22 protein-coding genes and 2 pseudogenes are annotated in these 26,009 nt (G+C 36.4%); 18 read left to right on the forward strand and 6 right to left on the reverse strand.

Annotated features, from left to right (window positions below; all coding sequences use genetic code 11):
- Nucleotides 1-4 precede the first annotated feature (4 nt).
- From IGI47_RS05525 to IGI47_RS05545, 5 genes are all read left to right on the forward strand, one after another.
- Nucleotides 5-637, forward strand: a complete 633-nt coding sequence (locus IGI47_RS05525; RefSeq protein WP_438783573.1) for a response regulator — start codon at nt 5-7, stop codon at nt 635-637.
- A 124-nt stretch (nt 638-761) separates the two neighbouring features.
- Nucleotides 762-3,872, forward strand: a complete 3,111-nt coding sequence (locus IGI47_RS05530) for an N-acetylmuramoyl-L-alanine amidase (RefSeq protein ID WP_438783575.1) — start codon at nt 762-764, stop codon at nt 3,870-3,872.
- 219 nt (nt 3,873-4,091) lie between these two features.
- Complete coding sequence (locus IGI47_RS05535; protein WP_005876360.1) at nt 4,092-4,757, forward strand: potassium channel family protein; 666 nt, start codon at nt 4,092-4,094, stop codon at nt 4,755-4,757.
- Nucleotides 4,758-4,769: 12 nt separating this feature from the next.
- Complete coding sequence (locus IGI47_RS05540; RefSeq protein WP_005876357.1) at nt 4,770-5,063, forward strand: HesB/YadR/YfhF family protein; 294 nt, start codon at nt 4,770-4,772, stop codon at nt 5,061-5,063.
- 128 nt (nt 5,064-5,191) lie between these two features.
- Entirely contained in the window at nt 5,192-6,139 is a 948-nt protein-coding gene (locus tag IGI47_RS05545; protein WP_438783576.1) for a phosphoglycerate dehydrogenase, read from the forward strand.
- Nucleotides 6,140-6,418: 279 nt separating this feature from the next.
- On the opposite strand, the pseudogene IGI47_RS05550 reads toward IGI47_RS05545, so the two are convergent.
- Nucleotides 6,419-7,180: pseudogene (locus IGI47_RS05550) on the reverse strand (transposase); the annotation flags it as partial.
- A 401-nt stretch (nt 7,181-7,581) separates the two neighbouring features.
- Nucleotides 7,582-8,385, reverse strand: a complete 804-nt coding sequence (locus IGI47_RS05555) for a DUF1189 domain-containing protein (RefSeq protein ID WP_438783577.1) — start codon at nt 8,383-8,385, stop codon at nt 7,582-7,584.
- 147 nt (nt 8,386-8,532) lie between these two features.
- Between IGI47_RS05555 and IGI47_RS05560 the strand changes: the two genes are divergently transcribed.
- The 4 genes from IGI47_RS05560 to IGI47_RS05575 all read left to right on the forward strand — a co-directional run bounded on the left by IGI47_RS05560 (nt 8,533) and on the right by IGI47_RS05575 (nt 10,400).
- Complete coding sequence (locus IGI47_RS05560; RefSeq protein ID WP_438783578.1) at nt 8,533-8,733, forward strand: hypothetical protein; 201 nt, start codon at nt 8,533-8,535, stop codon at nt 8,731-8,733.
- Between the two features lie 164 nt (nt 8,734-8,897).
- Nucleotides 8,898-9,368 carry a GtrA family protein gene (locus IGI47_RS05565; RefSeq protein ID WP_081135816.1) on the forward strand — a complete coding sequence of 157 codons (471 nt, stop codon included), beginning with the start codon at nt 8,898-8,900 and terminating at the stop codon, nt 9,366-9,368.
- A gap of 91 nt (nt 9,369-9,459) precedes the next feature.
- Entirely contained in the window at nt 9,460-10,068 is a 609-nt protein-coding gene (locus tag IGI47_RS05570; protein ID WP_221695627.1) for a superoxide dismutase, read from the forward strand.
- Nucleotides 10,069-10,199: 131 nt separating this feature from the next.
- Nucleotides 10,200-10,400, forward strand: a complete 201-nt coding sequence (locus tag IGI47_RS05575; protein WP_002292860.1) for a cold-shock protein — start codon at nt 10,200-10,202, stop codon at nt 10,398-10,400.
- A gap of 187 nt (nt 10,401-10,587) precedes the next feature.
- Here IGI47_RS05575 and IGI47_RS05580 read toward each other — a convergent pair whose 3' ends face one another.
- On the reverse strand, nt 10,588-12,036 hold the full coding sequence (locus tag IGI47_RS05580; protein WP_438783579.1) for a helix-turn-helix domain-containing protein: 1,449 nt from the start codon (nt 12,034-12,036) through the stop codon (nt 10,588-10,590).
- A gap of 548 nt (nt 12,037-12,584) precedes the next feature.
- On the opposite strand from IGI47_RS05580, the gene IGI47_RS05585 reads away from it, so the two are divergent.
- The 6 genes from IGI47_RS05585 (at nt 12,585) to IGI47_RS05610 (ending at nt 19,702) form a co-directional block, all read left to right on the forward strand.
- Nucleotides 12,585-14,675 carry an adhesive domain-containing protein gene (locus IGI47_RS05585; protein ID WP_438783580.1) on the forward strand — a complete coding sequence of 697 codons (2,091 nt, stop codon included), beginning with the start codon at nt 12,585-12,587 and terminating at the stop codon, nt 14,673-14,675.
- An 85-nt stretch (nt 14,676-14,760) separates the two neighbouring features.
- Nucleotides 14,761-16,434 carry a hypothetical protein gene (locus IGI47_RS05590; protein WP_438783581.1) on the forward strand — a complete coding sequence of 558 codons (1,674 nt, stop codon included), beginning with the start codon at nt 14,761-14,763 and terminating at the stop codon, nt 16,432-16,434.
- 15 nt (nt 16,435-16,449) lie between these two features.
- On the forward strand, nt 16,450-16,689 hold the full coding sequence (locus IGI47_RS05595) for a hypothetical protein (RefSeq protein WP_438783582.1): 240 nt from the start codon (nt 16,450-16,452) through the stop codon (nt 16,687-16,689).
- Between the two features lie 91 nt (nt 16,690-16,780).
- Nucleotides 16,781-17,473 carry a Mur ligase family protein gene (locus IGI47_RS05600; RefSeq protein WP_438783583.1) on the forward strand — a complete coding sequence of 231 codons (693 nt, stop codon included), beginning with the start codon at nt 16,781-16,783 and terminating at the stop codon, nt 17,471-17,473.
- Complete coding sequence (locus IGI47_RS05605; RefSeq protein ID WP_438783584.1) at nt 17,403-18,035, forward strand: glutamate ligase domain-containing protein; 633 nt, start codon at nt 17,403-17,405, stop codon at nt 18,033-18,035. Before IGI47_RS05600 ends, IGI47_RS05605 begins: the two co-directional genes overlap by 71 nt.
- A 479-nt stretch (nt 18,036-18,514) precedes the next feature.
- Complete coding sequence (locus IGI47_RS05610) at nt 18,515-19,702, forward strand: LCP family glycopolymer transferase (RefSeq protein ID WP_438783585.1); 1,188 nt, start codon at nt 18,515-18,517, stop codon at nt 19,700-19,702.
- Nucleotides 19,703-19,767: 65 nt separating this feature from the next.
- On the opposite strand, the gene IGI47_RS05615 is transcribed toward IGI47_RS05610, so the two are convergent.
- A complete protein-coding gene (locus IGI47_RS05615; protein ID WP_438783587.1) occupies nt 19,768-20,238 on the reverse strand; it encodes a TspO/MBR family protein in 471 nt (156 codons plus the stop codon).
- 362 nt (nt 20,239-20,600) lie between these two features.
- On the opposite strand from IGI47_RS05615, the gene IGI47_RS05620 reads away from it, so the two are divergent.
- The 3 genes from IGI47_RS05620 to IGI47_RS05630 all read left to right on the forward strand — a co-directional run bounded on the left by IGI47_RS05620 (nt 20,601) and on the right by IGI47_RS05630 (nt 24,180).
- Entirely contained in the window at nt 20,601-22,418 is a 1,818-nt protein-coding gene (locus IGI47_RS05620) for a fibronectin type III domain-containing protein (protein WP_438783588.1), read from the forward strand.
- Between the two features lie 78 nt (nt 22,419-22,496).
- Entirely contained in the window at nt 22,497-23,075 is a 579-nt protein-coding gene (locus tag IGI47_RS05625) for a lytic polysaccharide monooxygenase (protein WP_438783589.1), read from the forward strand.
- A gap of 415 nt (nt 23,076-23,490) precedes the next feature.
- Complete coding sequence (locus IGI47_RS05630) at nt 23,491-24,180, forward strand: YcjF family protein (RefSeq protein ID WP_438783590.1); 690 nt, start codon at nt 23,491-23,493, stop codon at nt 24,178-24,180.
- Between the two features lie 43 nt (nt 24,181-24,223).
- Here the strand turns inward: IGI47_RS05630 and IGI47_RS05635 are convergent.
- Nucleotides 24,224-24,343, reverse strand: a pseudogene (locus IGI47_RS05635) (DUF3788 family protein); the annotation flags it as partial.
- Nucleotides 24,344-24,556: 213 nt separating this feature from the next.
- Nucleotides 24,557-25,933: a 23S rRNA (uracil(1939)-C(5))-methyltransferase RlmD gene (gene rlmD, locus IGI47_RS05640; protein WP_438783591.1), complete on the reverse strand. Its 1,377-nt coding sequence runs from the start codon at nt 25,931-25,933 to the stop codon at nt 24,557-24,559.
- Between the last annotated feature and the right edge of the window lie 76 nt (nt 25,934-26,009).

Below are 26,009 nucleotides of genomic sequence, written 5' to 3' on the forward strand. Positions count from 1 at the left end.
AAAGATGATCAAAGTTTTACTTGTAGATGATCACGAAATGGTTCGTTTAGGCGTTTCTTCTTATTTATCGATCCAAGACGATATCGAAGTGATTAGCGAAGCAGAAAACGGACGTGAAGGCTACGAAAAAGCAATGGAATTACGACCTGATGTGATCTTGATGGATCTTGTCATGGAAGAAATGGACGGCATCGAATCAACAAAAGCTATTTTAAAGGATTGGCCACAAGCAAAAATCATTATCGTAACTAGTTTTATTGATGATGAAAAAGTTTATCCCGCAATTGAGGCAGGTGCGGCAGGCTACTTATTGAAGACATCAACTGCTCATGAAATAGCAGATGCGATCCGAGCAACACAGCGTGGAGAACGTGTGTTGGAACCTGAAGTAACAAACAAAATGATGGAAAAAATGAGTAGACGAAATGAACCAGTCCTTCATGAAGATTTAACGAATCGGGAAAATGAAATCTTGATGTTGATCTCTGAAGGGAAAAGTAATCAGGAAATTGCAGATGAATTATTTATCACACTTAAAACTGTTAAAACACATGTTTCGAATATCTTGGCAAAGTTAGAAGTCGAAGACCGAACACAAGCTGCAATCTATGCGTTCAAACATGGATTAGTTAAATGATATGATTGAAAAGTTGAATTTGAATTCAGCTTTTTTTATTCACCAACTTTTCATTTTCTTTTTTTTATAGTTTAATAGAAGGTGGAGTGATTTTTATTTGACTATAAAAATTAAGGAGAAGACTATGAAGAAAAAGCTATTAGGAATAATATTAACACTATTGTTTATTGTTGGAACTATAACACCTAGTGTGTCCGCTGTGATGAGTAATCCCAACAAACAAGTGGAACAGGAACAAACGACTGATAATCATTCATTGTCAAATAGTGAAACACCTACAGTAAAAACCACAGAAAGTCTTACTGATAGTAAACTATCAGAAGAAACAACTAGTAGCACTCAAGTAATAAGTTCTACTCAAAAATCAAACACAGAAATAGAAAATGTTGAGAGGATTAGTATCAATGAACAAAATTTCCCAGATGAAAATTTCCGAAATTTCTTGTTGAAAACGATTGATAATAAGAATGACAAGCTACTTGAGGAGGAGCTTAATCAAATAACGGAATTAAATTTAAGTGATTTAGATATTCAAACATTAGAGGGTATTCAATATTTTAAAAAGCTTGAAAAATTAGAAGCACAAAATAACAATTTGAAGGAATTGGATGTAGCAACTTTAAGTGCTTTAAGTTACCTAGATGTTTCAAATAATCAATTAAGCAAAATTGATCTTTCAACTAATGATGCGATCCATTATTTTAAAGGAGCAAACCAAAAACGACATGTTTCTTCCCAATTGTTTGATAAAACATGGATTATAACAGATGAAACACTCAGACCAGAAAATGATCAAGTTACTCTTGAAACACCTGAGTGGCAATATGATGGTACTTCATTTACAACATTGATCCAAGTTCCTTTAAATTATATCTATCATGTGAAATTTTCTAAGAAAACTACTTTGATAGAGAGTTCAGAAACAACGATATCAGTGGCTGTGAGTGTTAACTTTCTACAACCAGAAGTAACCTCTGTAGAAAAAGTTGAATCGAAAAATGAAATCACTAATTTAACTGTTGGAGATTCTTTACAACTAGAGTATTCTGTTATCCCAAAAGATTCAGTTTTACAAAATCCAAGCTGGCAATCTACTGATACCACCATCGTTAAAGTTGATAACTATGGAAAAATCACAGCACTTAAGGCAGGACAAACAGAAGTCATTTTGAGTGATGAAAAAAAGCAATTAAGTGTTTTTAAAGTGATTGTTTCCGATCCTATAGAAAAAGAATCAAGCGGTGATAAATCAATAGAAACAAAACAAAGTAATTCTAGTGTGACAACGTCGCCAAATCTTACCTATCAAACGCATGTCCAGACAATTGGCTGGCAGCCACCGGCTGTAGATGGAGAAATAGCTGGGACGACTGGTCAAAATAAACGGGTTGAAGGAATAAAAATTTTTTTTAATGATACTAGTATTTCAGGAAATATCGAATATAGTAGTCATGTTCAGCGTGAAGGTTGGCAATCTTATGTCAAAAATGGTGAAGTTTCTGGGACGACCGGGCAGTCTTTAAGAGTTGAAGCAATACGTATTCGCTTAACTGGAGAATTGAGTCAAAAATATGATATTTATTATCGGGTGCATTCATCATTCTTTGGCTGGATGGGATGGGCAAAAAATAATAGCGAAGCTGGTACTTCTGGATTTGGTTATCCAATGGAAGCTATCCAAATAAAAATGATAGAAAAAAACGGGATGGGTCCAGAAGTGGGCAACGCTTATCATGAACAAGCAAATATGAGAACACCGAATATTAACTATCAAACACACATTCAGTCGATTGGCTGGCAAAATTGGCAATCAAATAACTCAATATCAGGTTCAGTAGGTTCTGGACTAAGAATGGAAGCCATTCGAATGAACCTTTCAGGAACAACTTTGTCTGGTGGGATTGAGTATAGTAGTCATATCCAAAGTATCGGTTGGCAAACTTATGTAAATAATGAAGAGGTATCGGGGACGATAGGGAGAAAATTGAGATTAGAAGCAATACGTATTCGTTTAACTGGAGAATTAAGTCAGTATTATGATGTTTATTATCGAACCCATTCTGCTTATCTGGGTTGGTTAGGTTGGGCTAAAAATGACTTAGAGGCAGGAAGTACCGGTTTTGCATATTCAGTTGAAGCTATTCAAATCCAACTAGTAGTTAAAGGTCAGTCTGGTCCCAAACTAGGAACTTCATATTATGAAAAAGATAAATTAGCTTTGCCAAAAGTAAACTATCAAACTCATATACAGACTATAGGTTGGCAAAATCCTCAAGCTAACGGCTCAATAGCAGGTACTGTTAGTAAAGGATTGAGGATGGAGGCCCTTCGTTTGAATGTAACGGATACGCCGCTACCTGGAAACATCGAGTATAGTAGTCATGTACAATCAATCGGTTGGCAGCCCTATGTAGCAAACAACGAAATTTCTGGAACAACAGGCAATAAGTTACGTGTTGAAGGAATTAGAATCAGATTAACGGGACAACTTGAGCTAAACTATGATGTTTATTACCGTGTTCATTCTGCTAAACTAGGTTGGCTTGATTGGGCGAAAAATGATCAATATGCTGGGACAAGCGATCTAGGATTAAGAATGGAAGCTATCCAAGTTGTTTTGGTGAAAAAAGGAGCATCTGCTCCTGGTAAGACAGATACACCTTATCAAACATCAATCAATCACTTATTTGTTATGGGACATGGAGTAAACGATCCAGGTGCTTCCTATGCTGGAGTAAATGAGCGAGATTTTACGAGGAGAGAACTGATGCCATATCTCCAAAAATGGGCGGGACGTTTAACAAAAAATAAAATTACTTTTTACAATACAAATGCTGATATGTATCAAGATTCTCAGCGACTGCAAGGTGCTTACACAATTAGTAGTTCATTTTCTTCCGTTAGTGAATTTCATTTAGACGGTGGAGCTATCGGTCTCAGCACGGGAGGCCATGTGATTGCTCATCTTAATGGCAATTCGTTGACTCCTCAAAACTACGCTATTGCAAATGTTATAAAAAATTACGTAGGATTATGGGGATCTGTTCAAAACACTGGCGGGATCAATTTACGAACTGACTTATTGAATATGAATGTACTTCAATCACGAGGAATTCCTTACCGCTTAGCTGAATTAGGATTCATCACAAATTCAAGAGATGTAGCAAACATTAGAAAAAATATTGATCAGATAGCTAAAGGGATTGTGGAAGCTATCACAGATGAAAAATTATAATTTTTTAATATATAAAACTAAACTCACTTGTTCCTTTTTAAAATCAGATGACTAAAGGGAGATTGAAAAAGGGCTAATAAATAATCAGTCACTAGCAATGTTTGTTAGGGCTGATTATTTTTCTCATACAATTAGATTGTTAGTTCTAAAAAAGAAAGCTTCCTTTCGTTTTTAGAAAGCCTTTGCTATACTTAGATAAAAAGATAAGGGAGGAAACCAGTGAAACAAAACTTTGCAATTGTAGGTCTCGGTCGTTTTGGTGGTAGTATCTGCCGGACGTTAGTCGAAGCGGGTCAAGAAGTATTAGCCATCGACAGCAGTGAAGATCGAGTAAATGAATATATGAATATTGCTACGCACGCTGTAGTAGCAAATGCGCAAGATGAAATGACGTTACGTTCTTTAGGAATCAGAAACTTTGATCATGTGATCATAGCGATCGGTGAGGATATCCAAGCAAGTATTTTGGTTACGTTGATGGTAAAAGAAATGGGTGTGCCTAATATTTTGGCAAAAGCACAAAATGAGTATCATGCTCGTGTTCTGGAAAAAATAGGTGCTGACCGCGTTGTCCATCCTGAACGTGATATGGGGATTCGAATTGCTCATAACTTAGTATCGAAGAATATCCTTGATTATTTAGAGTTGTCCGATCAGTTTTCGCTTGCGGAAATTCGAGTATCTAATCCTAAATTTTTCAATAAAACGTTAGCGGAATTAAATTTTAGACAGCGTTATGATTTAACTGTAGTTGCAATTCGACGTTCAGATCGAACAGTCGTAGTCTCACCTGCTGCTGATGAATATGTGCTGGAAAATGATAATTTGTTAGTGATCGGTGAGACGGAAGATGTAGATATTTTGGATGACAAAATGAATCAATAAGGGGATGCTTAAATGGAATTGACAGTGACAGAAAATGCACGTAAGTGGTTTGAATCAGAAGTAGCGTTACCTAAAGATTATGGTATACGTTTCTTTGGGAAGGTTTATGGGAAAACAGAAGTGCATGAAGGCTTTTCCATTGGTATGTCTGTAGAGTTGCCAGAACATCCTGTAAAAAAAGAAGTGATCGATGGTATCCTATTTTTTATTGACGAAGCCGATGAATGGTTTTTTAAAGGATATGATCTAGAAGTAGATTATGATGAAACTTTAGATGAACCAGTGTATCATTTCAAAGAACAATAAAGAGAAAAGGAGTGTTTTCGGCGAGCAATCGGTCGAAAGACTCCTTTTCTCTAGTTCTGAAGAAAACAGATTGTTTCATACTTTATTGTACTTAAGCTAAACTAAAGAAAAGAAGGGTGGTTAACGACATGGAAGAAAAAACTATTTACTTAGATCGAGACTTTAGAGAAGAATTTATGGATAAAATCAAATCGATTGCTCCAAACTATACGATCAAAACTGATTTGACAGAAGAAGAGCTTCCCTATGTGGAAATCAGTCTAGGGTGGAACCGAAACTACCAAGAGAAATTGCTTGCTTCTGATCATCTAAAATGGGTTCAGTCGATTTCTGCTGGTGTGGATACTTTACCATTAGATAAATTTGCTGAGAAAGAGATAATGGTATCTAATGGTAGTGGTATCCATAGCAAATCGATCGCAGAGCATATCATGGGAATCATCCTTGGTTATTCAAGAGGGCTATTTCAGGCGCAACGGGCACAAGTCGCAAAAAAATGGTTAGGATCGAACGTGCACTATCAGCCTTTAGAAAATCAAAAGTTACTGATTATTGGTACGGGGAAAATTGGGAAAATGGTTGCAAAAAAGGCAACTGGATTTGATATGGAGTGTTACGGGATCAATACTTCTGGACATCCTGTAGATGGCTTTAAACAAACCTACCCATTGGAAGAGTTGTCTGAAATAGTTTCTGAAATGACTATCATTGTAAATATTCTACCTTTGACGGAAGAGACAAAAGGATTATTTAATGGCGAGTTATTTAAAAAGTTCAATCGACAGGCAGTATTGATCAATGTAGGAAGAGGTGCGTCCTTAAAAACGGATGAGTTGGTGGTTGCTCTAAATGAAGGGAGATTAGCTTTTGCTGCTCTGGATGTCTTTGAGGAAGAACCTTTACCTTACGATAGTCCGTTGTGGGAAATGGACAATGTCTTACTTACTTCACATATTGCAGGATTGACACCTGATTTCCAAAATAAATTGATGAAGATCTTTTTAGATAACCTACAAAGCTACATGACAAATCATGAGTTGAAGGTTAATCAGGTTGAACTAAACAAAGGATATTGAGAAAAATCTAGGTTTAGAAAAAAGAATGTGGGATAAATCTAAAAATCAGTTTTGCTACAGACTGTCGAATAAACGGCATCCAAAAGTAGATTTTTCGGGAATTTACAAAAAAAAGCGTGGGACAAAAGTGTTTCTTACTTTTGTCCCAGCCTCTTTCCTACGTTTAGTCAAGTACTTTTTTCTATTGGTTTTTATCAAGAAAAAAGTATACGAAATAAGGCTAATAAATTAGAAATTTTTTTATTAGGTATGCTATTATTCTAGATAAGGATATATTCCTTATTGGTCGTTAGAGGCCGTGTATGAGTAATCATACGGACTTGAAGGTCGTACCATCGAATGGAGACAGTTCAAGAGCTTTTTGATGCAGGCGACGAGCGCAACCTTATGCTTTTTGGGCGAAGGTTGCGTTTTTAGTTTATAGTAATAGTCCACCAGATGATTGGACCCCGCCGCTTGTTGTCGAATCATGTTCGTCATAATAAAATACAAATTTTTTCGGGCCTTCGGATTTCCATGTTTATTCATGTGTTCTTTGGCTGTATATTTCCCAGATTGATATCTTCTGGTATCAACACCGACGAAAGCGTTCAATTACTTATGAGAAGGAAAACGCCGAATATCCCCTAATTCACCAATAATGAGCCCTGCAGAAAGTTCACCAATTCCAGGGATACTTTGATAAAAATCAAATTCTATTGTTTGTTTCGCAATTTCAACTAGCTGTTTGGCGAGTTGTTCTTTTGTTACAAGCAATTGTTGGGCATAATACACGACTTTTTGAACAGAAATACTTTGTCCAGATTCTGCTGGATAAGAATTTTGCGCAAGTGAAAGTAAGTTTTGTACTTTAGCCAAGGCTTTTTGATCGGAGATTTTTTTATCCGTATTTTTCTTTAGCACATTTTTTACCTTGGTTTGGCTTAAGTGTGCCAAGTAATCAGGGTGGGGGAAAAGTTCGACAAGATTTAAGGCAAGTTTTGATAACCTGTTTGTGAAAAGTGTTTTCAATTCTGGGAAAGTCAATTGTAAAAATGTGTGTTATCGTGAAGAATTTCTTGTTCAAAAAGACAAGTATTTTCATGATAAATAACGACATAACTTTTTCCCATTGAGACATCTAAAGCAAGTACATACATAATTTTCATCTCCTAAGAAGTATTGAAAGGTTCTTCACTGCTTCATTTCGTTCCTAATTTCCTTTACACGGGCTCGAAGCCCCAACATACTTAAACCAGGTTTTAAAATGACAGTGAAGGAGAACGTTTTTTGTTTAGGACTCGTAGTCCAAGAGACTGTGGTCAGTCTTTATTTCACAACCAACTATACGCTTAAAAGAGTATTAGAGGGTAATTTCATCCGTCGATGAATTTACCCTCTAATCTTAGTATGTTTTTTCTCCAATTTCTCAAAACTAAACGACTTTTGTTTCGTCCTCTTTTTTACATCATTTGCATCTTGGGCCAACCTTTGACGGCTTGGGCAAAAATGAATAATCCGGCAATCGCGATAAATGCACTTGTATCAAATGATGGCAAGAAGATCATTAGAATCGTAGCCAACAAGGTAGGAAGTGAAATCGCATAGATCATTGTTTTCAAACAATCAAGAAACGTTGCTCTTGTTAAACGAAGTCGTGCATAGATGTATGCAACGAAATTTGCAAAAAATAATGTGATAATCAGGTTCAGGAAGCTCGGATAGATTGAAATCAAGAAAGTCACGGCTTTTATCCAAAATGGAATCGATGCTTCACTTAAGGTATCGCGTAATTGTTTCCCTGTTAGATTTTTTATGGCATCATTCGTGTACTCAAGTTCGAATTGATTACTGCTTAGTAAAGCAGTTGTTGTTCCCGCATTTGGGAAAGCGACCACAAGCTCATTTTCAAGCATGCCGACACTTAGAAAGTTACCCATCAAGTCAGAAGTGACATCTTTTTCTGAGCGTCTACCTTCTGGGTCAAATGTGAATATGATCGAATTGGTTTGGTAAATGAACCCCTCGTTATCTTTTGTGTTGATTTTGCCATCTTTGATCGTAAAATCTGGAATTCTAGTTGCGATTTTCTGCCCATCCGCTTTGATATTATTTAAGACTTGAAAAATCTGAAAGGAGATAGGCAACGCCATAATGATACTGAGCACCAATAAATAGAGGATCGATTTACCGAATGGTGTATTTCTGGCATTTTTAAGCTCTTTGAATTGTGTGAAAGAGCTAATGATTAATTGTTTAGTTGTCATAACTACTCCTTTAATAATAGTGTCGTCATTAGCAATTCTAGCGAAGTCAGAAAGGAAATACAAGGGGCATATAGGAAAACACAAAATTGATGAGTCATTTTTAGCAAACATGATATGCTGATAGAGTAAAAGTTAATGTAGGAAAAGATGAAAGACCACCAGCAATCAACTAAAATCTTTTGGGTTGTTTTATCAAATGGTGTGATTACTTTAGTAGAATTTATTGGTGTGTTTTTTTCAGGTAGGTTATCATTGACTTTTGATGCTTTCGTGATCTTTGAGATACATCAGCAATTATGCTATCTTACTATAGCTCAAAAAATAGCTTCAAAACAAAGAAATCCCTAAAAAATATCTGGCTATCTAAGATCCAAAATAAAAAAATGTATGTAGTGATTCAAGCGGAAACAAATGCAAAGGATAAGAAACGATTGATTTTAAGAAATGAAGATGAAATATCTTCCTAAATAAGGTATGATGAAGCAGAAATGAATAGTAAGGTAGGTTGACCAATGAATCTTTATCATCAAGCAAAACATTTTTTAGAACGAAAAGGGTATTGGGAGATTTTTATTTACCTCTTTTTTGGTGGTTTGGCAACAGTTGTTAACTTTGTCAGTTTCTATATTGCACTACAACTGTTTGAGTTAAGTATGCCTGTTTCTAATACGATCTCTTGGATTTGTTCCGTTTTATTTGCATTTGTCACAAATAAAATCTGGGTGTTCCATTCAAAATCTCCAAGCTTTCTTCACTTAATCATCGAGTTTGGAAAATTTATTTTTTATCGAGTAGTATCGTATGGAATGGATATGGGTGCCATGCTACTCATGATCCAAGTGATGCATGTCAATGATTATGTGGCAAAAATCATTACACAGGTCATCGTAGTATTAGCAAATTATATTTTCAGTAAATTATTTATCTTTAAAGAGACAGAAATTATTGAAGAAGAACTTCCTGAAAATCAGAACAAGAAATAGATATAAGCATAATTTTTGTAGAAATCCCTTCTCTTTGTTACTCTTTGTAGTGTAAACACTATGAACAAACACATTGAGGAGGAATTTTTTTATGACTTACACATTACCAGATCTACCTTATGCATTTGATGCACTGGAACCATATATCGATGAAGAAACGATGCACTTGCATCATGACAAACACCATAATACTTATGTTACAAACTTAAACGCAGCTATTGAAAAGTATCCAGAATTAGGTGAAAAATCAGTGGAAGAATTGATTTCTAATATGGACGCGATTCCTACTGATATTAAGACAGCGGTACAAAACAATGGTGGGGGACATGCAAACCATTCATTTTTCTGGAAAATCATGGCACCTAATGCAGGTGGCGAACCAACAGGCGAAATCAAAGAAGCGATTGATGAAGCTTTTGGTGATTTTGCAACATTTAAAGAAGAGTTCAAGAAAGCGGCTGCCGGACGCTTTGGATCAGGTTGGGCATGGTTAGTATTGGAAGATGGTAAATTGGCAATCACTTCTACAGCAAACCAGGATTCTCCATTGATGACAGGCCAAACACCTATCTTAGGATTAGATGTGTGGGAACATGCATATTACTTGAAATATAAAAATGTGCGTCCTGACTATATTGCTGCTTTTTGGAATGTTGTCAACTGGGATGAAGTAAACAAACAATTTGCAGCTGCAAAATAAACGATAGCTGTTTTGTATACTCCAAAATCGAATTGAAAAATAAATTTAGCAAAGCTTGCGAGCGTTTTCTAAATTGGGTATAATAGGCTTGCAAGGTATCTTGCAAGAACTTTTTTGGAGGCTATACATTTATGGAACATGGAACAGTAAAATGGTTCAACAATGAAAAAGGATTTGGGTTTATTACAGTAGATGGTGGAGACGATGTATTTGTACATTTTTCAGCAATCCAAGGTGACGGCTTCAAGAGCTTAGAAGAAGGTCAAGAAGTTGAATTTACGATTGTTGAAGGCGCTCGTGGTCCACAAGCTGCTGAAGTGACTAAATTATAATAATTTGTTGAAGAAAAGCTCGCGCTTGCGGACTGATCAAAGCAATAAAAAGAAGATGGTTGATCCATCTTCTTTTTTGATTTTTTAAAGGAAAAAATCATTGATTCTGTGACTGCTCCTATGGCAATAGTGACTTGTTTTTTACAAAATTTGAAAAAATAGTTTCCCCTGTACTTTAGTGGAATAATCAACGATTTACTATTTTTTGGATCTTTTGACTTAGTAGATAGATCTGCTCGCTAGACATTTCAGTAGAAATCGTCAAAGCGGGGATAGACTTTTCGTAAGTCACTGTTTTTAACGGAATGTCTGTTGTGCGGATGATCAAGTCGGGCTTGTATAAGAAATCGTTTGTAAAGAGAACATTTAAATAGACACGTAATTGTTCTTGTAGCATTTCCATATAAGTCAATTCAATACTTAATGGAAAATCACTTTCAAATTTGATTTTTATTTCTTTATCAAAATAAGTAGGAGAAGCTACAATCATAAACGCTTCTGCTAGATTCCATGGGTGAACCCATGCCAATGTCTGACTTTGATTTTTAAAGTGTTGTGAGAGACGATTGATTTCACGATTGAATGTGGGATAATTTTTTTCAATAAAGGTTGAGATATCATGCTTGATAATCGAAAACTCGGGAAATAGATAACCAGTCATTCCATTGGCAAATAAGGTGCTGTTCAAGAGCATCTTTTTGCTATTGATCTGTGAAGATTTAAACCCAATGGAATAAAGATAACGATAAAAATTATTTTGAAACTGTTTGATAGGTGTATCCCATTTTAAATGGACTTTGACGGCTTTATCTAAAAAATGATTCCTAAGATAAAAGGAGGTACGTGTCTGTAACCAGAGAAATAAAAATTTGATTTCAGTGGTAGTAAGATTTAATCTTTGAAAGGAAATAGTCAATTCAGAGGTTAGCCCATCAAATGCTGAACATAGTTCATCAGTAAATGCAGGTAATTTAGCTTTTTGTATTCGTTTCTCTTGATCAGCTCTTAATTTAGTGATTGCTACGATAAAACACCATTCCATCATTTTTATTTTATTCGGTCTTTGGTTGATCAATTGAAAGGATTTTTCGATGACCAAAAAAACTTGATGAAAATCGACTCCCTTAAAGGGCCATTCTACCCCACGATAGGTTTGCCATAGGATTAAATAAACGAGGTAGCGAATCTGTGTTTCTTCTCCTTTAATAAAAATGTGACCTTTTGCAGTTTTTATTTGAATACGATATTTTTCCAATAGCTGATTGATCCGAGTGAGATGTCTTCTTAAAAAAGACTCACTAATATTCCTTGATTTTGAAAATTCTGTAAGATCAACTTGAGATTGAAGACAAAGTGTCTGCACTAATTGAAAGACAGAAGATTGATTTAAAATAGCTAAAATCAATTTCTGGTAGTCGATACTGTTCCCAGAATAACTATAATTTCTGGTCTCTTTATTGAAGTGCCCCTTCGAAAGTTTTTGGATATGCTCACAATGATTCAATATGGAACGCTTATCGGAGTGAGTCAACGCAGAGAGTTCCTCCAAATTCCAGCTTTTTTTTGATATATATATTTTTTCTAAAATCGTTAATTGTGTTTGAGTATTTTTGTCTAAAATAGAAAAAAAATTCATTTATCTATCCTCCGTTTATTACAAATAGCGATAATATGTGTATACATATATTGTCAATATTTGTATTTTTTTGCACAAAAAATGATAAAAATATCTTTATTTTAAGGAGATCTAGCATAAATATTGATTGAAATTTATTGGAATAGAGGTTATTTTTTTATATTTGCTTAAAAATGATAACCCTTTCATAAAAGAACAGAAATTTTATGAATTTATGCTAATTTTATAATAATGGGAACATTAAACTTAATAAAAGAAGCAAATTGATATAAAAAATATAACATACATATAAAAAAGTAGTAAAAATAGACTCTCGAAAAGATAAGTTATTTAAATAAATGTTGAAACTTAATAATAGATTTCTAATTTATCAGTTGTTAAACTCCGAGTAACTTAAGTTAACGGATCATTTTCTTTCAAAAAGATATCTTTTTGGGTCAAAAAATCTATTGAGGAGTGTTGCACAGAGGGAAATCGTAGCTTCAATTATTGGCTTAGTGGGGGATGAAATAGATAAAAGAGGGTTAAGCACCCAAGGGGGTTACAAAATGAAAAAAGATTATAAGAAGAGTATGGATCAAAAAGCACGGGCGAAGCGTCGCTCAAAAAAATACTTACTAGTGGGAACGTCTATTGCCGCGGGAATCATGTTGGGTGCAGCACCGATCACGATTGCGACACCATTATTTACGATAGGTTCACAACAGGTATACGCTGATTTGGTCAGCGGACAGCTTTTTAATAATCTTGATACAACGAATACAAGTGGAACGAGCGTTGGGGCACCTTACGTGGCAGAGGGCTCAATCAGAAATGTTGATTTTGTGATTTCGGCTAATAATGGATTAGACGTGAGTTTGCTTACTGGAACTAGACGAGCTATTTTAGCTATTCCTGAAGAGATGCACGGTCTAGTTGAGGTAAATGGTAGCGGTACCTTTAGTACGGATATCTTGTTGCCAGGAGATGAATTAGCTCCGTTACTAACAGTTGTGAATGGGTCGGTTTCTGCATTGGTAGGTTCTGTAGAAAATATCGTCAATCTCAATCCATTAGCTTCAGTGAATTTGAGTGAAGTGTATGAACAATTAGCATTATTAGAAAATTTGAGTACGCTGAGTTCGGCAGAAGTTGCTCTTGCTTTGCAACAAACAGAAAATGGTGATTATATTTATGGAGAATTGGATGGCACGTTAGAAACTGTTATTCGAGAAGGGCTTAGTGAGATTCTGACAGGGATCAACAATGCTGTCCAAGCGCTTGAAGCAACTTCGAATTCACCATTTGGAGGAGATTTAGCAGCGGCGACGATCAATGGGGCTTTAAGCTTAACGATCAAACCTGCCTTTAATTTGGCCTTTGCAGGCGCACTAGGTTTGGTTAATGTAGGTTCTTCTTTAATTGGTACTTTGGCTGATGTGAGTGTTTTAGGGGAAACGACAGTAACGATACCAACGACCATTACAGATCCTAATGCGACTGATTTGACTGCTGCGGGTGTTGATCTTTCCGTACCTTATGAAGCTGGGTTTGTTGGGAATATTGTGAAATCCGATGTGCTAGCCATTGATATTGCGTCGAATTATGATGGTTACACACCTGTTTTTTATGCAGTAAGGGCAGTAACAGCACCATATAATGTTTCAGTAACAGGTAATTCAACTGAGGGATATGAGGTTACAGGGATGGCAGATCCAAACGCAATCGTCCGAATCTATGATGATACTGGAACTTTGATTGCAGAAGGTCGAGCAGACGGAACTGGTAACTTCACGATTCCAATTTCTCAAGAGGATGTTGGGCCATTAGATGAAATCAAATTGATTGCATATGATGATAATGATAACCCAAGTCCTACGACAGTAGCTGTAATTCCAGATGATGAAGAAGCCGATGCCGATGCGGATGCCGACGCAGATGCTGATACGGATTCTGATTCTGACGCTGACGCGGATGCCGACGCTGACGCTGACGCGGATGCCGATGCTGACGCAGATGCCGACGCGGATGCCGATGCTGACGCCGATGCCGATGCTGATTCTGATTCTGACGCGGATGCCGACGCAGATGCTGATGCGGATGCCGACGCAGATGCTGATGCGGATGCCGACGCGGATGCGGATGCTGACGCCGACGCCGACGCTGACGCGGATGCGGATGCCGATGCGGATGCTGACGCAGACGCCGATGCGGATTCAGATGCGGATGCGGATTCTGATGCTGACGCGGATGCCGATGCGGATGCCGATGCGGATGCTGACGCGGATGCCGATGCGGATTCAGATGCGGATGCCGATGCGGATGCTGACGCGGATGCCGATGAGGAACAAGATCCTGAACAAGAGCCAGAAACCGAACCTGGTGATAATCAAGATACGACCATCATTACTGTGGTAACAAATAATTTTGGTGGGTCAGGACCAACGGCAACACCAACGGCAACACCAAAACTACCAGTACAATATAGTAGTTCAGGGGTTTCTAAACCTTCATCTATGACTAGCGGAAGTAGTACACCAAAAATGTATCCTAAGACATCAGATACGATTGGTTCATCTGCTTCTTGGTTAGGCGGACTAGTATCGCTGATCTCAGGTTTAGGGATTTGGAAAATGAAAAAAAGTAAGAAAAAACAATAACTAAAAAAGGCTATGGCTATAGATGAGACTATTTCCTATAGTGATTCGATGCCATAGCCTTTTTATTATTAATAGAGGTGGGAATATGCTTGTTCAGACGAATACACATACGAATCTATCAATGATCAAAAAGATACTTGAAACGGTAGATAAAACTATTCCAACAAAATTACTGATTGTTTCTATCGGAGACTTTAAAGAGCGGGGGAAAATCTACGAATTTTATGGAAATAATCTAAAAGTAATCTGGAATAATTTATTGACCGCTTATAGAATCAATCAATTTGAAAAGGCACCGTATTTAAGATTGGACATAGTTAAAAATGAAGAGTCAGCAGATTATCACCAAGTAAATGAACGATTGAAAAAAATCAAACGAAATAATTATGTCGATTTCAACTTGCGGATTGACGGTCTAAGAAAGAGAAGTTTTCTCAAAGAAGAATTAGTGGCAAATGCCATTATTAAACCTAGTAAAACGCATAAAGTTGGTAAAAATCATCCTGACTTGCATATCGACCCGCAAAATTATCGAGGATACATCAAACGTAAATACGGTCGAGAAGAGATGGATCTCAGTTATTTGGAACGTTCGAAGTTCTACTTTTTTGAAACGACATCTTTCTACTTAGAGCAAGGAAATATTTATCCGCTGAAAAACTATGGGAATGGGAATCGGGTTCGAGAGGTAACTTATGACAATCTTGAAGAAACAACGAGATTGGTGATTGAACAAGGAAGTATGTATCTAAAAAAACAATTAACAAAATCTGGCCAGTTCATTTATGGATACTATCCTTGTTACAATCAACTGCTGAAAGGGTACAATTCTGTCCGTCATTTTTCTTCTCTATATGCTTTAGCAGAAGCAGCAGAATATTCATATGACCCCAATATGCTTCAAAACATCAAAAATGGCTTGCTATGGGGGATCGATAATCTAACCTCTGAAGTTGACGGGTACTTGCTAATCAAAGATTATTTGAATAAAGAAATCGAGTATAAATTAGGCGCACAAGCAACGGCTATCTTAGCAATTGCTAAATATATCGAAGTGACAGGTAATCAGCAATTCTATAGATATTTAAGTCGATTGATCGAAACAGTATCAAAAAAATTTATTACTTCAAATAGTAAGACCATTCATGTACTTGATGCCGATTTGAATTTAAAAGAACAGTTTCGGATCATCTATTATGATGGTGAAATTTTATTTTCTTTACTTCGAGCTTATGGGATTTCCCATGATTTCGCGATTTTTGAAATTTGTGAAAGGCTGATGGAACGTTTTGTCACAGATGGTTATCAAAAATACCATGACCATTGGCTGAGCTATGCAACAAATGAAATGATAAAATATCAAGAAAAAGACACATATTATGAATTTGGTATCAAAAATGCGATGGTAAATATCGATTTTATTGATAAGCGAGACACTGCGTATCCAACGATGCTTGAATTACTAGTTGCAGCATCCAAAATGATGAAAAATTTGGAAACAAGTGAATCAAGAGAAAGACTGTTTAAAACAGAAGAGGAGTTTATAGCGACACAAGAGCGAATCAACACAATCATGGAGAAACGTGTATTGCATGAAATCACAACAGGAGTGATGTTTCCTGAATTTGCTCAGTTTTTTAAAAAACCAGAAGTGATCAACTATGGCTTTTTTGCTCGACATGATCGTTTTCGGATGAGAATCGATGATGCGGAACATTTTTTATCTGGATTGATCAATTATTTGATTCATTATAAATAGAAGGAGTGAATGAAAATGGTTGGATATATTCGTTTTGCGGCATTAGCGTTGATTGGCCTTTCGTATTTCGGTTTTCGATCAAAAAAGAAAAAAAATCACCTGAAGAATCCAACGGACGCCGATTTAAGTCAATATGAAAAAAATGAAGAGGGACTCTATCCTTGGGAAGTTGATCAGGATAACTCTCCCGCGAGAATTGAAAAGACAGCTACAAGATATGTCAATCAAGAAAGACCTCGACGTGGTAGATGGTAAAAGTTGGTGGGAATACATGTGGACAATTCAGAATACTTTGGATGGGATAGAGGGGAATTTTTTTTAAGGATATGATCGGTTAGATCAACCAATGACGGATTTTGAATATTTTTCTGGCCATTTAAAACGCAATCAAGATTATTCAACAACCGCGTTTGTTTCTATTTCGTCAGAAAGAAGAAATTATGTTAATCGTAAAAGTATAGCCTGGAGAGATGGAAATGACCAAATCAAAGGGCGGAAGAATGAGTTTGCTTTACTCATAACAGAAACATCGATTGATGATCCTTCGGTTAAGACACCACACTTTATTGTAGAAGACAGCTGGAAATTCTTGTTAGAAATATCTTCGAAATTGCGTAAAGCGTACCATAATCCTATCATAGCAATCATTGGTTCAGCAGGGAAAACATCGACCAGAATAATGATTTCCCACTTGTTACAAAAGGAAAAAGTACTTGCAAATCGAGGAAAGCATAATGTTCGTTTTGCAATCCCTCTTTATTTGAGTAAGTTAGTAGGACAACCAGATATAGTGAACTTAGAAGTGTCAGTCAATGCGTTGAACTCTTACGACACAGGATCAATGTCAAACCTTATTCAACCAGACATTGCGATTGTGACCTCAATTGGAGAGGCACATCTTAGCTCATTGAAAGACACGATTGGTGTGGCACGTCATAAAGCAAAAATCTTCGAGGGATTGAAGGATAATGGAACAGCTATCATCAATGCCGATAGTTGGAACGGAAGAGTTGACTATTTTGACAGATGCTGCACGTAAACATACAAGTGAAATCTTTACCTATTCGATAACGGACTCCACTAGAGATGTTTTTGTAATCGGTATTACGCAAAAAAGAGACTATTGCAATGTAAATATCTCATTTTTCGGCAAAAAAATTTCTTTAAATCTATCGGTTGCTTCATTAGGAATGGTCTCGAATACATTAGCCGCCTTGTTGACTGTTTGGAAAATCAAAGGAGATATCCATCCCTACCTCGCGGCTTTTAAAACGTTTAAACCGCTGACGAAAATATTAGAGAAAACCTGTTATAGATCTGATAGTGGTACCAATCTTACATTTATTGATGATACACATAATGCATCTTTACCGGCAATGAAAAATGCAATTGCTTATTTCAATGAAATCAGCCCTTTTTACCAAGGAACGAAATTATTGATCCTTAGTCAAATTGCAGATTTAGGGGAGGCGTCTAAAGAAGTCCATGAATACTTAAAAGAACAGATGGAACAATCTACAGCAGATTATATTTTTGGCTATGGTGAACAGTTCAAGGAGATTTTCAGTGCAGAGCATCAACAATACGAAAATTTTCAATGATTTGCTAGTTTATCTGAGATGAGTCAGCGAATTGAAACACTACTAAATGAAGATAGTTTAATCTTTGTAAAAGGATCTGTTACTGGAAGTGATTTTCAACAAATCGATAAATATATCCGGAAGATCGCAAATAAACGGAATTTGAAGTGTGAAGTTAGTGTTTAATAGGTTAAAAAAGAAGAGACAATGTCCAGGTTAAAGACAACGTTTCTTTTTTTGACTAAAAAAAGTATAAATATAATCTATCTATTTTAACCGAAATATGTAAAAGCGCTTTGAAAGACTAGAATTGCTACTTTTCTCTAAACAAATGCTATGGTATGATAGTTTAAGAATTTTGAAAAAATACATATAAATCAGTTATCCTTGTAATTCTTGTAATTATTATTTAAAGTTTTATTATGATTAACTAAGTGAATTGCTGAATTATTAGTTATGTGAGAAAATATTTTAACGAAAATGTGAGACAGAGGTGTATTATGAAGCGGTGGCAAAAAGTTATTTTAGCTTTTTTAGGAGTTCTTGTTATTCTGATTGGCGGAATCTCAGCTTATGGAATCAAGTTCATGGGAGAAGCAAGTAAAACAGTAAGTCAAATATCTAAACAATCGAATCGATTATCGACTAAGCGTGACAATAAAGTCAATATTGATGATAAGGAACCTTTTTCTGTGCTACTTTTAGGGCTAGATACGGGTGGACTTGGTCGGACAGAACAAGGTCGTTCGGATACGATGATGGTGGTTACCGTCAATCCACAACAAAAAAAATCAACAATCATCAGTTTAGATCGCGATATTTATACGAATATCGTTGGTTACGGCACAGTGGATAAGTTAAATCACGCCTATGCGTTTGGTGGCGTTGATATGGCAATGAATTCAATCGAGCAATTATTAGATATTCCCATCGATCATTATGTAACGATCAATCTAGACGGTATGGAAGATTTGATCAATGCGGTTGGGGGAATCGAAGTAAACAACAAAATCGACTTCACTCTAGATGGGGTGCATGTACCAGTTGGTAAGCAAACATTAGATGGAGAAAAAGGATTAGCGTATTCTCGGATGCGTCATGAAGATCCTAAAGGGGATGTTGGCCGACAAGCACGACAACGTGAAGTAGTTACCAAGATCGTGAACAAAGTGCTAAGTTTAGACGGCGTAAGCAATTATCGTAAAATATTAAAAGCTGTTGAAAAAAATGTCACTACCGATTTAGACTGGGATGACATGTTGGATGTAGCCACAAATTATACCTCTGCTTTTGAAACGATCAAACAAGATCAATTGCAAGGAAAAGATGCAATGATCGATAATATTTATTATCAGATACTAGGTCAAAATGATCTGTTAGCTATCCAAAATGAATTGAAAAAACAATTAGAGATCAAGACAAGTGATACATTGCCAAACTTAAAGAACGATAACGCGTCTTACATGTTCTATGATGACTCAGATGGTTCGGATGGAGAAAACACGGATGCTGGAACTACCAATAGCAGTTCAAGCTATTATTCTCAAGATACGAGTCAGTATGACAATCAATACAATAATGATACGACCCAAAATGGGTACCAAGATAATGGTCAGAATTACGATCAGAACTATAATCAAAATTATGATCAGAACTACGATCAAAATTACGACCAAAATGGCTATTAAAAAAGATGCACTCGCGTTTGTTCAACTCCCGCGAGTGTTTCTTTTTATGCAAAAAATGAAGGCTATCAATTCAAAAAGTAAATAGAATAATTCAACAAGGTAGCAAATAGCACCCATAAATAGTATGGAACAAGTAACCACATCACTAAACGAAAATGTAGCCATAAATGATAGAGTAAGATCGTTAAGATAATGACTAGGATAGTGATATCGACAGCGGCAATAAAATTACTTTGCAAATTAAAGAATAAAGCAGACCAAAGAAAGTTACAGATAAATTGGATAACGAATAGTGTAAGAAGTTTACGCTTTAATTTTCTCTCATCCATTTGCGTTAAAAAGTATAGTGCTATACCCATTAAGATATAGAGTACTGTCCACATCGGCCCGAAGATCCAACTTGGTGGCGCGAACGGAGGCAAGTCTAATGAATAATAGTAACTTCCAGGATTGCCACTAAGTAGCCCTGATATAAATCCTAGGATAACGATTCCCACTGTACATAACCAAAAACGAAAATCTTTTAATATAACCATTTTATTATCTCCCTTCTATAATTTAAGTTTACCATGAACATTTCAGACATACTCAAATTTACTCTGGGGATCCAAAAGGTAAAAGCAATCATTCGGTTAGCTATTATTTTAGTTGAAGGCTAGATAGAAGTATTTGACGTTTTGAAAATCAGCCATTAATGTGAGAGTATCTCTTCCTTTTGTACTACTCTTTCTTAGTTTTAAACTGATTTTTAGCAACAATCATGCTAAAGTTAGAATTTGACTTTAATAAATTAAATAACGTTAATATTGTTTTATTTGTTATTTTCTAAATGTTATCATTTATATGTAATCGGTTACATAAATATTTTTAATAACAAAAATATGATAGGAGTGGGAAAATGGAGAAAAAGTTTAAAAGATTATTTGTAGGAGCGGCGCTTTGTAGTTTGCTGATTGCACCGTTATTGTTAAATGCAGAGGAAACATTGGCAACAGAACAAAGTAGTAAACAACAAGCAGATTTTGGGGTTGGTCAAGGTATTCAGTGGGGAGATCAAGTGGTCGCTCCTTTTGTGGACATGACTGCCTATAGCTCAAAAGAAGATCTTTCAAGCAATGGTGCACTAGATCTTGCAGCAGTTGCAAAGAAGACAGGGCAAAAATTCTTTAACTTAGGATTCATGCAAGCAAAAGGAGTTAAAAATGACAGAATTGACTGGGCTTGGGGTGGATTTAATGGACTAAGCGAGAGTGACAATGATCAATGGCAATATGAAGGAATCAAAAAATCAATTCGTGAATTGAGAGGAATCGGTGGCGATGTGGCGATTTCTTTTGGTGGATTGAATTCTGGTGCTTTTTGGGAAACGACACAAGATATTTCTATTTTAGCTAATTCATACACCGAAATCATCCAGGGCTATGGCCTCACTCGAGTCGATTTCGATGTAGAAGCGGCAGCAATGGGCTATCAAGAAAATTTAGCAAATGCAAAAGCGATCAGGCAAGTCCAAGAAAAAACAGGTGTAGAAGTGACATTGACTTTACCAGTTATGGATACTGGGCTGATTTCGACAGGATTGGCTGTACTACAAGCCTATTTAGAGGCAGGAGTAGAGCTAACTACAGTTAATTTGATGACGATGTGTTATGGCAGTGTCGTTCCTGACTACGCACAAGGTTCTTTAGATGCAATAGACAATACGATGGTTCAATTGAAGGATTATTACAAGCGTTTCACCAACACGATGTTAACAGATGAACAAGCATATGCAAGACTAGGAACAACGCCTTCGATTGGATTTGAAAGCGAAGCACATCCGTATTTTACAACAGCAATGCTCAATAAAGTTATCCAACATGCAAAAGAAAAGAAAATCGGTATGGTTTCTTACTGGTCAATGAACCGAGATGCAATGGTGGATGGTGGACAAGGTAAAGTCAAAAACCAATATGAATTTTTAACGGTCGCTCAACAATTTGGCAAAGATACTCCGTCACCAGAAGATTTTGAAAAACCGTCTACACCAACTGATTTACATGGAGTGGCTTCCTCTGATTCGATCTCATTGTCATGGACTGCATCCACAGATAATGTTCAAGTATCTCATTATAATATTTACGAAGAAAATCGTTTGGTGGGAACAAGTAAAGTACCAAATTTCCTTCATAAAGGACTAAAACCAGCTACGAACTATTCTTATACGGTAGAAGCAGTAGACACAACGGGGAATAAGTCAGAACATTCTGCTATTTTGTCGCTTAAAACTAATGATGAAACGGAAGGCCAGTTACCAGTACCTTCTGTGCCACTTCAATTGACAGCTAAAAATATTCTGCAAAATAAATTAACGTTAACATGGGTGAAAAATATGCCGAATGAACAAGTGATGTACTATGCTATTTATCGTGACGGCATTCGTATAGGTGTCAGTGAAACGAATGAATTTGAAGATAATAATTTAGATGCTGGTACAACTTACACTTATCAAGTCAAAGCAATCAACCAATATGGATCATCTGATTTCAGTCAAGCAATCACTGTTAAAACATTGGATGAAGATAGCCAAGGGAATACTTGGACAACTAATCAAGCCTACAGTATTGGAAGTATCGTAACTTATGGTGGATCTAGTTATCGCTGCTTACAAGCACATACATCAATTGCTGGCTGGACACCAGATATCGTACCAGCTTTATGGGAAAAAATCAGTTAAAAATCATAAAAGCATAATGTTTGTCATTGATAAAGAAAACGATTACGATGAACCTATCAACTAATAGGAGGTTCATTCATGAAGAAGCTTAATGTCTTATTGTTTGTCGGTGTAGTCATGTTAGGGTTGTTTGGATTCGGTACTTCTGGATTTGCACATGGATATGTCACTTCCCCTGGAAGCCGTGCTTATTTTGGTACGGCAGCAGCGGGTAATTTGAATCAAAATGTTGGGCGTGCACAGTGGGAGCCACAAAGTATCGAAGCATCTAAAAATACATTTATTGATGGAAAATTAGCAAGTGCTGGAGTCACTGGGTTTGAACCATTGGATGAGCAAACGGCAACAAGATGGCATAAAAATGTGATCAATCCTGGTAATTTGACTATTTCATGGAACCTAACTGCGCAACATCTAACAAGCACATGGGATTATTATATAACAAAAACAGGTTGGAATCCTAATGCACCATTGAAAATCAGTGATTTTGAATTGATTGCGCAAATTGATGATAAAGCAACTGTACCACCTAAAATCGTCAATCAAACAATCACTGTTCCGCAAGATCGCAAAGGCTACCATGTGATTTTAGCTGTGTGGAATATCAGCGATACCACCAATGCTTTTTATCAAGCAATTGATGTAAATATCCAATAATAAGTAAATATCAATAGGTTGGATAGAAGTGCTACTCCTAAATGAATAGGTCAGAATGCACGTAACTTCAAATTTTTGTGAGTCTTCATTTATTTTTCAAGGAGTTTCTATTGTTCCAATAGTTTATTCAATCCTATAGAGTGAGGGAAAAGTGAGTGTACTTTTCTCTCGCTTTTTTTGTGAGTCAATGATTTTGGTTCAGTAATAGGTTATTGTATCATGGAACTACACGGACATCAGGAAAATATCTCGCTTAAAGAAACAAATAGGAAATCACTATGTATATATTGAAGCTTTGGATGTATCAAAATAGCTAATTTCCCTTTTTGGTCACCTTTGGCATATACAGAGAATTAGTGTTCTTCTTTTCAATCCATAAAGAAGAATGTTTTCAGTAATAAGGAGGAATCGAGCGATGAGATTGTTAAAGAAAAAAGCAAAAGTTAGTAAAGAAAAGAATAAAGAACAGGAAGTTGATCCATTACTTTCAGAGGAATTAGACCAAGAAGAATTTGACTCTTTTTTCTCTGAAGTACTTAAAAAAATCCCACAAAAGACATCCAAGGTTATTTTGAATACGTACGAAAAATCAAAAAAAGTGGCCGAAACGATTCTGGAGAAAAATCAAGTGAAATTTGACCATGTGTTCGAAGATTTTTTAAAAGGGGTAGATCCAATCACTCGAAAAAAAAGCCATCGTATCATTCATGCTGCTTCATTGACAGCAGCGATCATTGGATGTTCTCCTATTCCATTTTCAGATGCTTTTTTATTGGTTCCGGTTCAGTTGACAATGATGGCTCGTTTGCATAAGCTATTCGGCCAGCCATGGTCTGAAAGTCTTGGAAAAAGTTTGTCAAAAGAATTAGTGGTGGTTAGCCTAGGCAGAAGTGCGGTGGGAAATCTCGTGAAATTTGTGCCAGCTGTTGGAACAGTTACAGGAGCTGCTATCAATGCGACTGTTGCTAGTGCAATTACAGAATCATTAGGTTGGGTCACTGTGAAAATGTTGAACGACGGAGAGGATATCTTTGAACAAGTCATGTCATTCAAAGGACAGCTTCAAACCTTATTTCGTGCATTGAAGACTGTCAGCAAAAAATAAACGAACGTGGGACAAATATAAAAATCAGTTTTGTTACAGACTCTTGAATAAACGGCGGGAGCAGAAGCAACTCCTTCGGAAATAAGCCGAAATTCACAAAAATTTGAAAAACAATTTTCGTTTATTTCTTCTTATTTCTCGGAGTTAAACACTTCTGTCCCAGCCTCTCTCAAATAAACGGCATCCAAAAGTCAGTTTTTTCGGAAATTTCAAAAAAAAACGAGCAATACAAAAACGTATTGTTCGTTTTTCTCTCCGATTTCTCAAACCTAAACAATTTTTGTCTCGACCTCGTTCCAAATACGAAAAAGGGTGGGAGTAATTCCTTCTTACTTTCAGGATGAAATACTTCTGTCTCGATCTTTTTCGATTAAGTCTATTTTTTTGTTAGCTTTACAACAACTTCACAACGGGCAGTTTGAGGGAACATATCAACAGATTGTAGATAATCGACCTGAAATTTTTTGCTTAATTCAACAAGGTCACGTGCCAGTGTTGAGACGTTACAGGAAATATAGACAAGTTTAGTTGGCGGATAGGCTAAGATTGCTTGAATCAATTGAGGATCAAGTCCAGTTCTTGGCGGATCAACGATGATACCATCTGGCTTAAATCCTTCTTTTAGCCATTTTGGTAATAATTCTTCGGCTGTTCCTACTTCATAGCGTGTGTTCTGATAGCCCAAACGTTCTGCGTTTTTTCTGGCATCAGCAATAGCTTGAGGAACTGTATCCATTCCACGGATCTCTTTCGCCTGTTTTGCTACACTTAACCCGATCGTTCCTACTCCACAATAGGCATCAACGATCGTTTCGTTTGGTTGGATAGCTAATGCTTTGATTCCTTCGCCATAGAGAATTTCTGTTTGCTGCGGGTTCAATTGAAAGAAAGCACGAGGAGAAAGATCGAATGTCACTTCGTTGATATGCTCTTCAATTGCCTCTTTCCCCCATAAATGAAGGGTTTCATCACCCATCACTAGGGAAGTTTTATTTGGTTGCACATTTTGCATGATCGAAACAACTTCTGGTAATCTTTGATTGATCTCACGAATGAGTGCATTTTTTTGAGGGAATTTCCGACTTCGAGTAATAAAGACCACTTGTAACTCGCCTGTTTTGATTCCGACTCTGACCATGATTGTTCGGAAGATACCGCTGTTGCTTCTTTCATCATAAATAGGAAGATCATACTTATTCAAAAGGGTCACTACTGTGTTCATAACCTCTTGTGTTCTTGGTTCTTGGACTAAGCAATCAGCCAATGGCACAAGTTCGTGCGAATTTGCTTGATACAGTCCTGCTTCTATTTTTTGGGTTTTTTTATTTTTTCTTAGCTGAAATTGAGCCTTGTTACGATAGTGCCAAGGATCAGGCATTCCGATCGTAGGCCGTAGTTGATAGGAACGGTATCCTTCTGGTTTGAATTTTTCAAGAGATTGCAAAAGTAAGTCTTTTTTGAAGTCAAGTTGTGCATGGTACGCTAAATGCTGTAACTGACAGCCACCGCATTCATAATAGACTGGACATGGAGCAACTACCCGATCCTTACTTTCTTTTTTTATTTTAACAAGCTGTCCTTCTGCATAACGAGGTGTAGCCTTTGTGATTTTCACAAGTACTTCTTCTTTGGGAAGGGCGTAAGGAACAAAGATGATCAATCGTTTAAAGTAACCGATACCTTCACCGTTGATGCCTAAACGTTTGATTTTCAAAGGGATGGTCTGGCCATTTTTGACAATAGTTTCTGTCATAAGTATCTTCCTTTTTTTCTAATAGTGTGGCTTTATTCTAACATATAAAAAGAAAAGATGGGGATTTTCTATGGTA

The organism is Enterococcus sp. AZ191, from assembly GCF_051713845.1.
Classification (GTDB): domain Bacteria; phylum Bacillota; class Bacilli; order Lactobacillales; family Enterococcaceae; genus Enterococcus_B; species Enterococcus_B durans.

Coding starts and splice junctions, on each gene's coding strand:
- IGI47_RS05525 (WP_438783573.1), top strand. CDS start 5: ATGATCAAAGTTTTACTTGTAGATGATCACGAAATGGTTCGTTTAGGC.
- IGI47_RS05530 (WP_438783575.1), top strand. CDS start 762: ATGAAGAAAAAGCTATTAGGAATAATATTAACACTATTGTTTATTGTT.
- IGI47_RS05540 (WP_005876357.1), top strand. CDS start 4,770: ATGGAATTGACAGTGACAGAAAATGCACGTAAGTGGTTTGAATCAGAA.
- IGI47_RS05545 (WP_438783576.1), top strand. CDS start 5,192: ATGGAAGAAAAAACTATTTACTTAGATCGAGACTTTAGAGAAGAATTT.
- IGI47_RS05555 (WP_438783577.1), bottom strand. CDS start 8,385: ATGACAACTAAACAATTAATCATTAGCTCTTTCACACAATTCAAAGAG.
- IGI47_RS05560 (WP_438783578.1), top strand. CDS start 8,533: ATGAAAGACCACCAGCAATCAACTAAAATCTTTTGGGTTGTTTTATCA.
- IGI47_RS05565 (WP_081135816.1), top strand. CDS start 8,898: ATGAATCTTTATCATCAAGCAAAACATTTTTTAGAACGAAAAGGGTAT.
- IGI47_RS05570 (WP_221695627.1), top strand. CDS start 9,460: ATGACTTACACATTACCAGATCTACCTTATGCATTTGATGCACTGGAA.
- IGI47_RS05575 (WP_002292860.1), top strand. CDS start 10,200: ATGGAACATGGAACAGTAAAATGGTTCAACAATGAAAAAGGATTTGGG.
- IGI47_RS05580 (WP_438783579.1), bottom strand. CDS start 12,036: ATGAATTTTTTTTCTATTTTAGACAAAAATACTCAAACACAATTAACG.
- IGI47_RS05585 (WP_438783580.1), top strand. CDS start 12,585: ATGAAAAAAGATTATAAGAAGAGTATGGATCAAAAAGCACGGGCGAAG.
- IGI47_RS05590 (WP_438783581.1), top strand. CDS start 14,761: ATGCTTGTTCAGACGAATACACATACGAATCTATCAATGATCAAAAAG.
- IGI47_RS05595 (WP_438783582.1), top strand. CDS start 16,450: ATGGTTGGATATATTCGTTTTGCGGCATTAGCGTTGATTGGCCTTTCG.
- IGI47_RS05600 (WP_438783583.1), top strand. CDS start 16,781: ATGACGGATTTTGAATATTTTTCTGGCCATTTAAAACGCAATCAAGAT.
- IGI47_RS05605 (WP_438783584.1), top strand. CDS start 17,403: ATGGAACAGCTATCATCAATGCCGATAGTTGGAACGGAAGAGTTGACT.
- IGI47_RS05610 (WP_438783585.1), top strand. CDS start 18,515: ATGAAGCGGTGGCAAAAAGTTATTTTAGCTTTTTTAGGAGTTCTTGTT.
- IGI47_RS05615 (WP_438783587.1), bottom strand. CDS start 20,238: ATGGTTATATTAAAAGATTTTCGTTTTTGGTTATGTACAGTGGGAATC.
- IGI47_RS05620 (WP_438783588.1), top strand. CDS start 20,601: ATGGAGAAAAAGTTTAAAAGATTATTTGTAGGAGCGGCGCTTTGTAGT.
- IGI47_RS05625 (WP_438783589.1), top strand. CDS start 22,497: ATGAAGAAGCTTAATGTCTTATTGTTTGTCGGTGTAGTCATGTTAGGG.
- IGI47_RS05630 (WP_438783590.1), top strand. CDS start 23,491: ATGAGATTGTTAAAGAAAAAAGCAAAAGTTAGTAAAGAAAAGAATAAA.
- rlmD (WP_438783591.1), bottom strand. CDS start 25,933: ATGACAGAAACTATTGTCAAAAATGGCCAGACCATCCCTTTGAAAATC.